Source organism: Ancylobacter crimeensis, from assembly GCF_023016805.1.
Lineage (GTDB): Bacteria > Pseudomonadota > Alphaproteobacteria > Rhizobiales > Xanthobacteraceae > Ancylobacter > Ancylobacter crimeensis.
This window is the reverse complement of record NZ_JALKCH010000001.1, coordinates 15143-29254: the sequence shown is the minus strand read 5'-3', so window position 1 is coordinate 29254 and position 14112 is coordinate 15143. Positions and strand designations below refer to the sequence as shown.

General features: G+C 64.5%; 9 protein-coding genes. 5 read left to right on the top strand and 4 right to left on the bottom strand.

Going from position 1 to position 14112, the window contains the following annotated elements:
• Positions 1-235 precede the first annotated feature (235 nt).
• The 3 genes from tauA to MWN34_RS00105 all read left to right on the top strand — a co-directional run bounded on the left by tauA (position 236) and on the right by MWN34_RS00105 (position 3021).
• The gene (gene tauA, locus MWN34_RS00115) at positions 236-1240 is read left to right on the top strand and encodes a taurine ABC transporter substrate-binding protein (RefSeq protein WP_247025604.1); all 1005 of its coding nucleotides are present in this window, start codon (positions 236-238) and stop codon (positions 1238-1240) included.
• 114 nt (positions 1241-1354) lie between these two features.
• Complete coding sequence (locus tag MWN34_RS00110; RefSeq protein ID WP_247025603.1) at positions 1355-2134, top strand: taurine ABC transporter ATP-binding protein; 780 nt, start codon at positions 1355-1357, stop codon at positions 2132-2134.
• Positions 2131-3021 (top strand): ABC transporter permease subunit, encoded by an 891-nt coding sequence (locus tag MWN34_RS00105; RefSeq protein WP_247025602.1) that lies wholly within the window; start codon positions 2131-2133, stop codon positions 3019-3021. Before MWN34_RS00110 ends, MWN34_RS00105 begins: the two co-directional genes overlap by 4 nt.
• A 9-nt stretch (positions 3022-3030) precedes the next feature.
• Here MWN34_RS00105 and MWN34_RS00100 read toward each other — a convergent pair whose 3' ends face one another.
• The 4 genes from MWN34_RS00100 to MWN34_RS00085 form a co-directional block, all read right to left on the bottom strand.
• Positions 3031-6213, bottom strand: coding sequence for a hybrid sensor histidine kinase/response regulator (locus MWN34_RS00100; RefSeq protein WP_247025601.1), 3183 nt, complete (start codon positions 6211-6213; stop codon positions 3031-3033).
• Positions 6214-6567: 354 nt separating this feature from the next.
• Positions 6568-6771, bottom strand: coding sequence for a hypothetical protein (locus MWN34_RS00095; protein WP_247025600.1), 204 nt, complete (start codon positions 6769-6771; stop codon positions 6568-6570).
• 44 nt (positions 6772-6815) lie between these two features.
• The gene (locus MWN34_RS00090) at positions 6816-8192 is read right to left on the bottom strand and encodes a diguanylate cyclase domain-containing protein (RefSeq protein ID WP_247025599.1); all 1377 of its coding nucleotides are present in this window, start codon (positions 8190-8192) and stop codon (positions 6816-6818) included.
• 102 nt (positions 8193-8294) lie between these two features.
• On the bottom strand, positions 8295-9527 hold the full coding sequence (locus tag MWN34_RS00085; protein WP_247025598.1) for an amidohydrolase family protein: 1233 nt from the start codon (positions 9525-9527) through the stop codon (positions 8295-8297).
• Between the two features lie 221 nt (positions 9528-9748).
• Here MWN34_RS00085 and MWN34_RS00080 point away from each other — a divergent pair, with 221 nt between their 5' ends.
• Both MWN34_RS00080 and MWN34_RS00075 read left to right on the top strand, forming a co-directional pair.
• The gene (locus MWN34_RS00080; RefSeq protein WP_247025597.1) at positions 9749-10915 is read left to right on the top strand and encodes an efflux RND transporter periplasmic adaptor subunit; all 1167 of its coding nucleotides are present in this window, start codon (positions 9749-9751) and stop codon (positions 10913-10915) included.
• Positions 10912-14088, top strand: coding sequence for an efflux RND transporter permease subunit (locus MWN34_RS00075; RefSeq protein WP_247025596.1), 3177 nt, complete (start codon positions 10912-10914; stop codon positions 14086-14088). Before MWN34_RS00080 ends, MWN34_RS00075 begins: the two co-directional genes overlap by 4 nt.
• The last annotated feature ends 24 nt before the right edge of the window (positions 14089-14112 follow it).

The following is a 14112-nucleotide window of genomic DNA, read 5'->3' as shown; positions in this document are numbered from 1 at the left end:
CTTATCGTATAGATTTCTATTGACCGACATCGCCCGACCTGTTGAGATCATGCTCATCGACGCCGCCGCTGCGCATCCTGCGAGCCTGCCGGCGTCCGTCCCGCAAAGGACGCCAAGGGGGCGCAAATGACCTGGACCTGTCGACGCCGCGGCTGACGACGCTAAGATTTCACCATTTGTTTCAATGCCCTGCGAGGCGCATCTGCGCACTCGACGGCCCATCTTTGGATTCACCATGTCCATCCTGTCCCGCCGCGGCCTTCTCGCCGCCACGGCCGCGCTCGGCCTTTTCGCGGCTTTTCCCGCCTACGCCGCCGATCTCGTGATCGGCTACCAGACCGGCGCTGATCCGGCGAAGGTGGCCCAAGCCGACGGCGCCTATGAAAAGGCGACCCGCTCCAGCATCGACTGGCGGAAATTCGATTCCGGTGCCGATGTCATCGCCGCCATCGCCTCCGGGGCCATCCAGATCGGCTATGTGGGCTCCAGCCCGCTGGCGGCGGCGGCGAGCCGCGAGGTTCCGATCGAGACGATCTACGTCGCCGCCCTGCTCGGCAATGCCGAAGCGTTGGTGGTGCGCAACGGCTCGGGCATCGAGAAGCCGGCCGACTTCAAGGGCAAGAAGATCGCCGTGCCCTTCGTCTCCACCGGCCATTACTCGCTGCTGGCGGCGCTGAAGCATTGGGGCGTCGATCCCAAGAGTGTCGAGATCCTCAATCTGCGCCCGCCCGAGATCGCCGCCGCCTTTGCCCGCGGCGACATCGACGCGGCCTATGTCTGGGATCCGGCACTCGGCAAGATCAAGGAGACGGGCAAGGTCCTCACCTCTTCCGCCGAGGTCGCGACATGGGGCGCGCCGACCTTCGACGCCTGGATCGTGCGCAAGGATTACGCCGAGAAACACCCGGAGATCGTCGCCGAATTCGTCCGCGTCACCGCCTCGTCCTACGCCGATTACGCAAAGAGCGGCGCCGCATGGACGACCGGATCCCCGGAGGTCGCGGCCATCGCCCGGCTGACCGGCGCCAAGGCGGAGGAGATTCCGGAACTTCTCAAGGGCAACGCCTACCCGCTTCTGGATGAACAGCTTTCCGACAAGCTGCTGGGCGGCGGCACGGCGAGGGCGCTGGTTGCAACGGCGGGCTTTCTCAAGGAGCAGGGTCGCATCGACGCGGTGCTGAACGACTACAGCGCCTATGTCAGCCGCGTGCCCGCCGAGCAGGCCGCCAAACTCGACTGACCGAACACGATCCACCCGTTCCCGAGCACTGCGACCCTGGCAGGACCCCGCGGTGTCCCTTGGCCCGGCGTTCCAAGGAACGCCGGGCATTTTCCCCGTTCGAGGAACAGTGCCATGAAGCTGAACGTGTTTCGGCTCGCCATAGGCTTTGCGCAGCCGCGCGGCGGCGAGACGGCGGTGCTTGAGGACATCAACCTGCGCATTCCCGCGGGCGAATTCGTGGTGATCCTCGGTGCGTCGGGATGTGGGAAGTCCACCCTTCTCAATGTGATAGCCGGATTTCTGAAACCCTCTTCCGGGGAAGTATGGGTCGATGATCGGCCGGTGAGCGGTCCCGGTCCCGATCGCGGCGTCGTCCTGCAGACCGATGCGCTCTATCCTTGGCTCGATGCCCGTGAAAATGTCGGCTTCGGCCTGAAACTGCGCGGCATCTCCCGGCAGGAGCGGCGCGAACGTGCCGATGAGGCGCTTCGGCTGGTCGGGTTGGAGGATAAGGGCGACCACGCCATCTGGCAGTTGTCCGGTGGCCAGCGCCAGCGGGTGAGCCTTGCCCGCGCGCTCATCGCCGACCCGGACATCCTGCTGATGGACGAACCACTCGGCGCCCTCGACGCGCTGACTCGCGAGCAGATGCAGGATCTGGTGCTCGAGGTGTGGGCACGTACCGGAAAGACCGTCCTTTTCGTGACGCACGGGCTGGATGAAGCGCTCTATCTCGGTTCGCGTCTGATCGTTCTCGGCGGCCAGCCCGGGCGCGTGCTGCTCGACAAGCCGCTTTCCTTCGGTCGCCGCGCGGTCGAGGAGCGGATCGGCGGTCGCATCAAATCCACCCCAGCCTTCGCCGCAGCCCGCGAGGAGTTGCACGACCTCTTCTTTGCCGGAGCCGAACGATGACCGTGGCCGTACCCGTTCCCGACGCCGCCCTACCCTTCATCGTGCCGGCCGAGGGCATTCCCGCCGGTGTGGACGATGCTCGCCCGCACAGGACGGAGGCAGCCGCAATCACCGGCGCCGGACCCTCCGCGCAGCTCTGGATCTCATTGGCCACCATCGCGGGCTTTCTCGTCCTGTGGTGGGCGGTAACCGCAAGCGGTGCCGTCGCTCCACTCTTCCTTCCCTCACCGGAGATCGTGGTTGCGCGGCTCGGCAGGCTTGCCACCGAAGGCTTTGTCGACGGCACCCTCGCCCAGCACCTCGGAGCAAGCCTGCTGCGGGTCTTTGCGGCCCTTGGCGCGGCGCTGGTTCTGGGGATACCGGCCGGCTTCGCGATCGGGAGCAGCCCCATCGGACGCGGCGTCCTCGATCCTGTCATCGAGTTCCTGCGGCCGATCCCGCCCCTTGCCTATCTCCCGCTGATCATCATCTGGGCCGGCATCGGGGAGGCGGCCAAGGTGCTGGTCATCGCCCTCGCCATGCTGCCGCCCATCGTGATCGCGACCGCGGCGGGCATGGAAGGCGTGGACCGCAACCGGCTCAATATCGCTCGCGCACTGGGCGCAAGCCGGGTGCAGCTGTTCCGGCATGTGGTCTTTCCATCCACCCTGCCCTCCATCCTCACCGGCACGCGCATCGCGCTTGGCGCCGGATGGTCGACCCTCGTCGCTTCCGAACTGGTGGCGGCCACGCGCGGCGTGGGCTTCATGATCCAGTCGGCGGCGAACTTCCTTGCAACCGACGTGGTGATCGCCGGCATTCTGGTGATCGCGGCCGTCGCCTTCGCCTTCGAATGCGGCGTGCGCGTGATCGAGCGCCTCTTCGTCGGATGGAGTCGGCGAGGGTGAACGGAGGCTCTAGCCGTTGGACAGACGCCCGATCGCGGCGGCAAGTTCCCCAGTGCCGAATGGCTTTGTCAGGATCACCGTCTCTCCGTCCTCGGATGTACCCTCGACCTCCATCTGCCCGGTGGCAAACATGACCGGCAGGTGCGGATGGAGCTCTCGCGCGCGTCGGACGAGTTCGATGCCGCTCATATCCGGCAGTCCGAGATCGGTCATCAACACATCAACCTTGCGCTCGACGAGAAAGCCTAGCGCGGTGTGGGCATCGCCAGCCTCGACCCCGACATGACCGAGTTCCTCCAGCATGTCGAGAATGGCAAAACGGATGAGCATGTCGTCCTCGCAGATAAGGACGGTCAGGTTGCCTTTCGGCAGCGCAAGGGACTCGGCGACGGAGGGCGTGGGAGCGGTCTGCGCCAGGGATGCGGACCTGTTGCCGAGAAGCTGGCGCAGCTTTCCGGCCAGCGCCTCGCGCGTATAGGGCTTGCCGATCAGTTCCACGCCGTCGTCGAGCCGCCCGGCATGGACGATGGCGTTCTCCGTATAGCCGGAGGTGAACAGCACCTTGACGCCGGGCAGGCGCGCCACGGCGGCGCGGGCGAGTTCCGTCGCCTTGATCGGTCCGGGCATGACGACGTCGGTAAAGACGAGGTCGAGAGCAACCCCGCTCTCGACGATGACCAGCGCCGCCGCCGGATCGGGGGCCTGAAGCACCCGATAACCGAGACCACGCAGCGTCTCGACCACCGTTTCGCGAACCCCGCGATCATCCTCGACGACGAGAATGGTCTCGCTGCCGCCCTTCACCGGCCCTTCATCACTCAGCACACGCTCATCCTCGGTGCGCGTGGAGCGGGGAAGGTAGATCTTCACGGTCGTGCCTTCGCCGGGCTCGCTGTAGATCGCGACATGGCCGCCCGACTGCTTCACGAAGCCGTAGACCATGGAAAGCCCGAGGCCCGTACCCTTGCCCTCCGGCTTGGTGGTGAAGAAGGGATCGAACACCTTCGCCATGATCTCCGGCGGCATGCCCGCACCGGTGTCGGTCACCGCCAGCAGCACATATTGACCGGGCACCACATCGACGTGGCTGCGGCTGTAGAGCTCGTCGAGATACGCATTGCCGGTCTCGATGGTCAGCTTGCCCTGCCCGTCCATCGCATCGCGGGCGTTGATGGCGAGGTTCAGAAGCGCATTTTCGACATTGCCGGGATCGACAAAGGTGTTCCACAGGCCACCATTGATGATGGTCTCCACCTCGATTGCCTCGCCAAGGGCGCGGCGCAGGATCTCGTCCATCCCTCGCACCAGCCGCGCGAGATTGACGACCTTCGGCGCCAGAGGCTGGCGGCGGCTGAAGGCGAGAAGCTGGGACGCCAGCCTGGCACCACGATGGACGCCCTCCATGGCATTGCGCGCCCGCTGCTCGGCACGGGTATTCCCTTCGATGTCGCCGGCGAGCAGCTGGAGATTTCCGCTGACGACCTGCAGAAGATTGTTGAAGTCATGGGCGATTCCGCCCGTGAGCTGGCCGATGGCTTCCATCTTCTGCGACTGAAGAAGAGCCGCCTCGCTCTTCGCCAGTGCTGCGGCAGCCTCCGTCTCGGCCGTGATGTCGCGGCCGAAGGCATAGACCACGCCGTTTTCCGAAACCGAGGTCCAGGCAACTCGCCGAACAGTGCCGCCCTTCGCAAGGAGGACACTTTCCGACTGCGTCATCACGTCGGACCTTCGCAGCTCGTCCAGCCGTGCATTCGCCGCGTCCCGACTTTCCGCCGCAACGAAATCGAGCACGTTGCGGCCGACGGTCTCCTCCTCCGTCCAGCCAAGCGCCCGCGTCCAGGCCGGATTGACGGCAGTGACCTGTCCCGTGCCCGATGCCACCACCTTCAGCACCGGAGACAGGTTCCAGATGCGGTCCCGGTCGCGCAGGCTTTCGGCCTCGATCAGCTTCTGCTCGTGGATATCGGTGTTGGTTCCGATCCAGCGTGTGACGGAACCCTCCGCAATACGCACCGGCAGGGCCCGCACCAGATGCCAGCGATACGCGCCGTCCGCTCGACGGATGCGGAACTCGGTCTCGTAGGATTCGCCGCCTTCCAGCGCCGCCTGCCATTCCGCCTGCGCGCGATCGCGATCCTCAGGATGGATGATCGTCAGCCAGCCTTTGCCGCGAAGATCCTCGACCTTGCGTCCGCTATAGGCGCTGACGCGCTCGTTGAACCAGTCGAGCAGGCCATCGGCTGACGCCGCCCACGCCTGATTCGGCAGGACTTGGGCAAAGGTCCGGAACTGAGCCTCGCTCGCGCGCAGGGCCTCCTGTACGGCCACGCCGTCGGTAACGTCGATGCCATTGACGAAGATGCTGGTGACGTGCCCGCCGAGATCGACGATCGGCTGATAGATGAAGTCCACATAGCGCCGCTGGGTACCGATACCCGCAACATCGAGATCGAAGGCGGATTGATAGGAGCGATAAGGTCGACCGCCGCGGAACACCTCATCAAGAATGTCGACATAACCCTGCGCGACGGCCTCCGGCAGCGCGTCGGCGACGGTCTGGCCGACGACGTCGCGGCCGCCGATCAATTCGCGGTAAGCAGGATTTACCAGCTTGAAGCGGTGCGCCGGCCCCTCGAGCAATGCCATGAAGGAAGCCGACTGCTGGTACATCTGCTCCAGCCGCTGCCGCTCCTCTTCGAACTGGCGATTGGCGAACACCTTTTCGGTGGTCTCCACCACAATGGCGATAACCCCGAGCGGGTGCCCCTCCTCGTCGACGACAGGCGAATAATCGAGATTGAGCCAGACCGGCTCGGGGCCACGACCGCGGTCGAGATAAAGCTGCTGGTTCTCGTAGGACAGCGTTTCCCCACGGCCGAAAACAGTACGCACGACATTGTCGTTGAAGTCCGCAACCTCGGGCCAGCCCTCACGCACCCGGGAGCCGAGCAGACGCGGATGCCTTTCGCCGGCGAAGACGGAATAGGCATCATTATAGATCATGACGCCGTCCTCGCCCCATAGGGTAACGATAGGCAACGGCGAGAGCAGCATCATCGCGACGACGGAACGAACGGCCGCAGGCCACTGCGCGATGGGTCCGAGGCTGGTCTCGTCCCAGCGAAAATCCCGCACGCGACCGGCAAGTTCGCTCGATCCCGGAAACACCCTGGCCGGGTCTGCCGCACGCATGTTCAAGCTCACTTTCACGGGCTTCCGTCCACGGGAGCCATGCCCTGATTAACATGTTTACGGCGATGTTTAAGACACTTGGACGGCTTTTTGCCGCCCGTGATCCCGATACGCCCTCTCCTGCGGATAAGTGGGCGGTAATATTGCAAGGCAAGACCTGAGATTGATAGAATTATTCGATCAACCTTGCTCCGCCACGAAAAAGGATCGCGCTTTCGTCGAAACGACGCAGGTGCATGGCGTAGTCCACCACTTCCCTGAACCGCCGAGCGCCAGCCCCCTGGCTCCTGTCACGATCAGCGCGTCGCCGAGGTCTATGCCGGGCGCTGAGCGGCGGTTAATCTCGGCTCCCTCTCACAGGCGACCCGACGCCCCTCCAGCGTGGAGAAATCCATGAAAGGAAAGCTCACCGCGCCTGACCTTGTAAACGTCGGCTCCGGCCAAGAAGACGGCAGCGCCGTGCGTATCAATCCGCACGACATCGACGCCGCCATGGGTTTTCGGATCGGCCAGGAAGGCAAAGACCTGCAACTGATCCTCGGCCACATGCGAAGCCATGCTGGGCTCCTTCATTCGGCAGGAACACCCAGGCGTCGTTCGGCCTAGTTGCGGGCACCGCTCTGCGCGCCGGAGATGAACTGCACCGTGCCCTTGCTGTTGCGCTTGGCACGGTACAGCGCGGCATCGGCAGCCTTGACCAACTCCAGAGTGCTCGTGGCATCAAAGGGATAGAGCGCGACGCCGATGGTGATGCCGACCCGCAACGCCGCCCCTCCCGCGACGATCGGATCGTTCACCGCGTCGATGATCCGCTCGGTGATCTGCCGGAGCACGGCGAAGTCGGTGAGATCGGGGAAGATCACGGCGAATTCGTCGCCGCCGAGCCGGGCGAGCAGATCCTCGTCGCGAATGGCCGCGGCGATACGTCGGGTCGACTGCTTCAGAACCTCGTCGCCCATGTCATGACCGAACTCGTCATTGACCTGCTTGAACCCGTCGAGATCGAGATAGGCAAGGGCGAATCCGGCTTTCGACGACCCGGCCATCAGCTCCTCGGCGCGGGCGTGAAGCATCACGCGGTTGGGAAGCCCGGTGAGTGGATCACGCAGCGCCCGCTCCTCGCTCTCCCGTAGCCGGACGGCGGCATCCCGCCCCTGCCGCAACACATAGACGGTCAATGCGCCGAAGGTGATGAGCAGCAGCAGCAGAATGGGCAGGAGGCTGTGCAACATCTCGCCGCCCGGGTCAGCCGCGCGCCAGGCGAGGAGGACAGGCTTGCCGCCGTCGACCGTATCCAGCTTCAGCGACGTATCCGCAGAGGCCTGTGCCGCGACGTGGAGGTCGGGTAGCAGATAGGCGCGCGAAATCGCGGCAAGCTGGGGCGGGTTCAGCGCATCGACGAAGACGAGAAAACGCTGCCGGACGGCATCATCCGCGGCAGGCTTGGATTCGAATGGACGAATCCGGGAAACCGCGGCCAGGGCCGGATCGGCACCAAGCATCAGCACGCCGGACGTCGTGACCTTGCCCGTAGCCGGTGCGAGTTGGGTGAGGAGTTGCTCGAAGCCGCCTGTCAGCACCTGCCCCATAGGGCCGTTGAATCTCGTGTCGTCGCGGGCACCGAACGTGGCGCGGCCCTTTTCATCGACGACCGCGATCAGCCGGAAGCCATATTTCTGGGCTACGGGTTTCGCGACATTGGCGTCGACCCATTCGCTGTCGTCGCGTCCGGCATGCTCGTAGGAATCGTCCCAGAACGCGTAGTCGTCAGCGGTCTTTTCCAACAGGGACAACCGCTCCGCGATCGCACTGGCCGCCAGTGCCTGTTCGCGCGCCTGAACATCGGCGGTCTGCCAGTGCGCAATCCAGATGACCGTCCCGATGACCGCAAGGATCATCAGTCCCACAAGCAGGGTGACAGGCAGCATGACCTCACGCTGGAAGGTCTTCCCGATCTGCCTGCGATCCTCCAGCACCATTCCCGTCGCTCGCCAAGCGCCCTGAACAAGAAGATCGTAACAGAAGATGCCGTGACATCTTCCATATTTTATACGACGCCAAGGCAGCTATCTGTCGTCGTTCTACCTCCGAAACCGCATGGCGTGCTGCCGCCCGCAGTCCCGGCAGATGGTCGCCTCCACGGAACTCATTGCGACGACGCGTCCCCTCTTCAACACCCAGGAGCGGGCCGGCAGGTCGAGCAAGGCATCGGCTACGCTGTAGGTGTCGAGGATGACGATATCCGCCCACCTGCCGACCTCCAGCCCGTAGTCCTCTGCGACGCCCACCACCCGCGCGGCGTTGTGCGTGCCCATTCTGATGATCGCGGCCTGATGCTCCGGCGTGCCGAATTGGACGAGATGGGCCAGAAGGTTCCCGATCTGCAACGGGTCGGCCTTGCCGAATGGCGTGAAGGCGTTGCGGATATTGTTCGACGAATAGGCGACATTGACGCCCGCTTCATAGAGTGAGCGCACCGGCGCAAGGCCGCGGCGCGGATTGGATGTATCGCCGCGTCCGCCAAGATACACGTCGGTTGCCGGCAGCGTCACGATATGGATGTCGGCACGCTGAAGAAGATCGATGATCGGCGCGAGTTGGTCCGGCTCGAGGGCACCGAGACTGGTGACATGCCCAAGCGCCACCCTGCCCTGGTAACCGGTCGCGATGGTCTTCTCCGCGATGTAGCGAACGGCCGCGTAGCGAGGATCGCTCACGTCATCGGCGAAATCGGCATGCATGTCGATCGGCAGGTCGCGCTGCCCGGCGAGAGCGAAGACCCTGTCGATATGGCTTCGCGTGTCCTCGGGGGTAGCCTCGTTGTAGGGGCAGCCACCCACAACGTCGGCCCCCATGTCGAGCCCTTCCGCCATAAGGGCCTCCACGCCTTCCGCCTTCAGAATGCCCTCCTGGGGAAAGGCAACGATCTGGATGTCTATGAGATCGCGATACTCATCGCGGAGCGCGAGCGCGGTCTCGACGCCAATCAGCCCCTGGATCGGATCGACATCGGGATGCGCACGGATGAAGGTCGTTCCGTTCAGAACGGCCATATCCAGCACGCGACGGGAACGCTCCAGAACGTCGTCGCGTGTCTGCCGTGCCTTCAGCGCACCGGTGACGCGGATCGCCTCTTCTAGCGTTCCCGACCGCGACGGCAGGCGCCGATGCAGGAACGCCTTCTCGAGATGCATGTGCGGCTCGACGAAGCTCGGCAACGCGGCACGGCCGCCGGCATCGATCTCTTCCTCGGCCTGCTTATCGATGGTTCCGGCAATCTCGACGATGCGCCCGTGCGCGATCCCGATATCCATGAGAGGCTTCTCGTCATCAAGACGGATGCGACGCAAGACGAGATCCATGACAGTTCCTTCAGATACCCATGTCGGGCACGGCTTGATGGGACGAACCGCGACGCCTGCCAACCCATCGCAAGGCGACCGCGCCGGGAGAGAGAATAGAGGATGATTATCCTCGTACTCCCTCCGGGCATGATATGGTCGGGCTGTGCCGCGTGGTCGATGCAGGAGTCGTCATGAATTGCATCGCCTTGCGTATGCTGATCGCAGCCACATTTCTCCTGGCTCCGCCCGCTCTGGTCGCCGCACCAGCCGCGCAGGCGGACGCACCGCAGTTAGGCGTAAGCCGGGTGAAGATGCGGGATGTCGCGCCTGAGACCGATTTCGTGGGGCGGGTCGAAGCCATCAACGCGGTGGACATCCTCTCGCGCGTCGAAGGCGTGCTGCAGACCCGCCACTTCCGGGAAGGCGATATCGTCTCGAAGAGGCAGGAACTCTTCACGATCGAGAAGGACGCTTACGAGATCGCACTGACCGAGGCCCAGGCCTCCCTGTTGAGCGCCCAGGCGGCTCGGCTCGATGCCGAGCGTCAATTGCAGCGTAACCAGTCCCTCGTCGGGCGTCAGACCATCTCCACGGCGGCACTCGAACAGAGCGAAACCGCGCTCGACGGAGCCCGGGCGAACGTAAAATCGGCAGAAGCGCGCGTACGGCAAGCCGAGCTCAATCTCAGCTACACGACGATCAGCTCTCCGCTCGACGGCCGCATCGGGATGAGCGCCTTCTCCGAAGGGAGCCTCGTTACCCCGTCCTCCGGCACGTTGGCGCGGGTGGTGCAGACCGACCCGATCCGCGTCGTCTTCTCGGTGAGCGACCGCACCATACTCGACCTGCAGGTGAAGGCCGGCGGGCTCAGCAGGGAGGAGCTTGCCCAACGCTTCACCACCTCGCTGCGCCTGTCGAACGGCCAGATCTACCAACAGCGCGGGACGATTGAATTCTTCAACAACGAGATAGACCCGCAGACCGGTACGCTCGCCATCCGCGTCCTCATCGCCAATCCCCGCTCGCTCCTCGTGCCGGGCCAGTTCGTGACCGTAGTGGTGCGGGAGGAAAAGCCCAAGCTTCGCGCGCTGGTGCCCTTCGGGGCGGTGCAGCAAGACCGGGAGGGCAAGTTCGTTTTCGTGGTGGACGACAGTGACATGGTCGCCATGCGGCGCATCCGCGTCTCCGGCCAGCGCGACGGGCACTGGATCGTCGAGGAAGGCCTCAACGAGGGTGAGAGGCTCATCGTCGAAGGGCTGCAGAATGCCGAGCCCGGCGCAGCCGTGAGCGCGACGGAAGCGGCGGATCCCCTCGCCGCCGACATGGATGCTCCGGCCTCGTCCGGAGCCGCACAATGAACCTGTCGGCCATCTTCGTCGACCGTCCGCGTTTCGCGATCGTCATCGCACTCGTGATGACGATTGCCGGCACGCTGGCGCTGCTCAACATTCCCGTGGCCCAGTTTCCCCAGATCACACCGCCCGAGGTGCAGGTTAGTGCCACCTACCCGGGCGCCAGTGCCGGCGTTCTGACTGATAGCGTCGCCGCACCGATCGAGGACCAGGTGAACGGGGTGGAGGACATGCTCTACATGTCCTCATCGAGCACGGATACCGGCTCCTACTCCCTGACGGTTACCTTCGCCGTGGGAACGGACCCGGCGATGGCACAGGTCAATGTGCAGAACCGCGTGACCATGGCCATGCCCCGCCTGCCGGCGGCGGTGACACAGACCGGCGTGTCCGTGCGCAGTCGTTCGTCCAGCCGGCTCATGGGCATCGCCCTCTATTCGCCGAAAGGAACGCGGGACAACCTCTTTCTCAGCAATTATGCCACGATCAATGTCCGCGATGCGCTTGCGCGGATCCCAGGCGTCGGTGACGCCAGCGTGTTCGGGCCGGTCTACAGCATGCGGATCTGGATGAACCCGGATCGAATGCAGGCGCTCGGCGTCACGGCAGCCGACCTCACGGCCGCCATACAGTCGCAGAATGCCCAGGCTTCTGCCGGTCTGATCGGTTCGCAGCCTGCGGTGGACGGGCAACAGCTTCAGCTGACGGTAACAGCGCAGGGCCGGCTGGCGAGCGCCGCCGAGTTCGGCAGCATCGTCATCCGGACCAACAAGGACGGTGCGATCGTACGCCTGCGTGATGTGGCACGGGTGGAGATCGGTGCGCAATCCTACGATACCCGTTCGACCCTCAATGGCCAGCCGAGCGCGACGGTGATGATCCACCAGTCATCGGACGCAAATGCGCTCGCCGTTGCGAGGGCGGTGCGCGCGGAGCTTGAGGTGCTCGCCGCCCGCTTTCCCGACGACGTGTCCTACCGGATCGTGTTCGACACCACGACCTTCCTCACCGAGACGATCCGCGAAATCCTGGTGACGCTGGCGATAACCTTCGTGCTGGTGGTGGCGGTCACGTACCTGTTCCTCCAGAACTGGCGCGCCACCCTCATCCCGACGCTGACGATTCCGGTTTCGTTGATCGGCGGGTTCGCGGTCCTTTATCTGCTCGGCTACTCCGCCAACACGATCACCCTGTTCGCCATGGTGCTGGCGATCAGCCTTGTCGTGGACGACGCCATCGTCGTGCTGGAGAACGTCCAGCGCCTGATGAGCGAGGAAGGTCTCGACGTGCGCACGGCGACGCTGCGCACGATGGGACAGGTCACGAGCCCGATCATCGCGACGACACTCGTGCTCGGCGCGCTGTTCGTTCCGGTCATCTTCCTTCCGGGCATCACGGGGCGGCTCTACCAGCAGTTCGCGACCGCCATCCTCGTTACCATCTGCTTCTCGACCATCAACGCCCTGACGCTCAGCCCCGCGCTCTGTGTCGCCCTGCTGGGCGGGGCCAAGCCGGCAGCCCGCGGCGGGCTCCTGGGGCGCTTCAATGCCGGGCTCGACTGCTCGCGCAACCTCTATCTCCGCATGGTCTCGTCGTTCGGTCGGAAGTTCGTGCTGGTGACGGGCGTGTTGCTCCTTCTGTGCACCGGCCTCTACGGTTTGTACCGGCTGCTGCCCACAGGCTTCGTTCCGCCGGAAGACCAGGGCTCCTTTTTCGTCAATGTACAGCTCCCCAATGCGGCATCGCTGGACCGCACGAGCCAGACCATGGCGCAGATCGCGACCGTGCTTCGTCAGACGCCGGGCGTCGCCGATGCGATCGGCATATCGGGCAGCAGCATCGTAGGCGGCAGTGGCTCGAATACCGGCATGGTCATCGCCTCGCTGAAACCCTGGAACGAGCGCGGTGCGAATGAGGGGATCGACGCGATCCTGGCTCGCCTGCGCGCCGCCTTTGCGCGAATCTCTATGGCTTCCATCGCGGCTTTCAACCCGCCAGCCATTCCCGGTCTCGGCACCACGGGCGGCTTCGATCTGCGCCTTCAGGCGCGTGAGGGACAGAGTCAGGAGGAACTCGCCGAAGCCATGCGAGCCCTGATCTTCACGGCGAACCGCACCCCGGGCCTGTCCGGCGTGTTCAGCACCTTCTCAGCCGACGTCCCTCGCCTTTTCCTGGACATCGACCGGGGCCGCTCAGAACTTCTGGGCGTGTCGACCGCGACGATCTTCAGCGCCCTGCAGACCCATCTGGGCTCGTCCTATGTCGACGATTTCAACATCTTTTCCCGCGTTTATCAGGTACGCCTCCAGGACGAGCCGCAATTTCGCAGCCGCATCGCTGACATCCAGCGTCTGCATGTGCGGAGCCAGAGCGGGGCGATGATCCCTTTGCAGGGACTGCTGTCGATCTCTACCGTCTACGGACCGAGCGCGGTAAACCGTTATAATCTCTTCCCATCGGCGGCGATCAACGGGCAGGCCGCAGCCGGCACCAGCAGCGGGCAGGCGATCGAACGGATGGAGGCATTGGCGGCAGACGTTCTGCCGGCCGGCTTCGGCTTCGAGTGGACCGGCCTCGCTCTGCAGGAGAAACAGGCCGGCAGCCAGACCGCGCTGGTCATCGTGATGGGCCTCGTCTTCACCTATCTCTTCCTGGTTGCGCAATATGAAAGCTGGACGGTGCCGGTCGCGGTGATGCTTTCGGTGTCCGTTGCCGCGGTAGGCGCGCTTGGGGCGCTGCTGGCGTGGGGCATCGACCTGAATATCTATGCCCAGATAGGCCTGCTGCTCCTGATCGGCCTCGCCGCCAAGAACGCCATCCTCATCGTCGAATTCGCCAAGGATCGCCGTGAGCGGCATCGGATATCGGCAATAGAGGCCGCGCTGGCCGGCACGGCCGAACGCTTCCGTCCCGTTCTGATGACCGCGGCCTCCTCGATCCTCGGTGTGGTGCCGCTCATTCTGGCAACCGGCGCCGGCTCGGCGAGCCGCCGTTCCATCGGCGTTACGGTGTTCGGCGGACTGGTGCTCGGCACAATCGCCGGATTGCTGCTCATCCCCGCGCTGTACGTGCTCGTCGAAACCATCCGCGAAACCGTCCAGCATCGCCTTGGGCGACGGGAGGCGCCGGTCGCACAGTCGACGGAAAGCGCCGGATCCGAGCCCGGCACCGGAGCGTGACCAACGTTACGATGTACGCCTCGG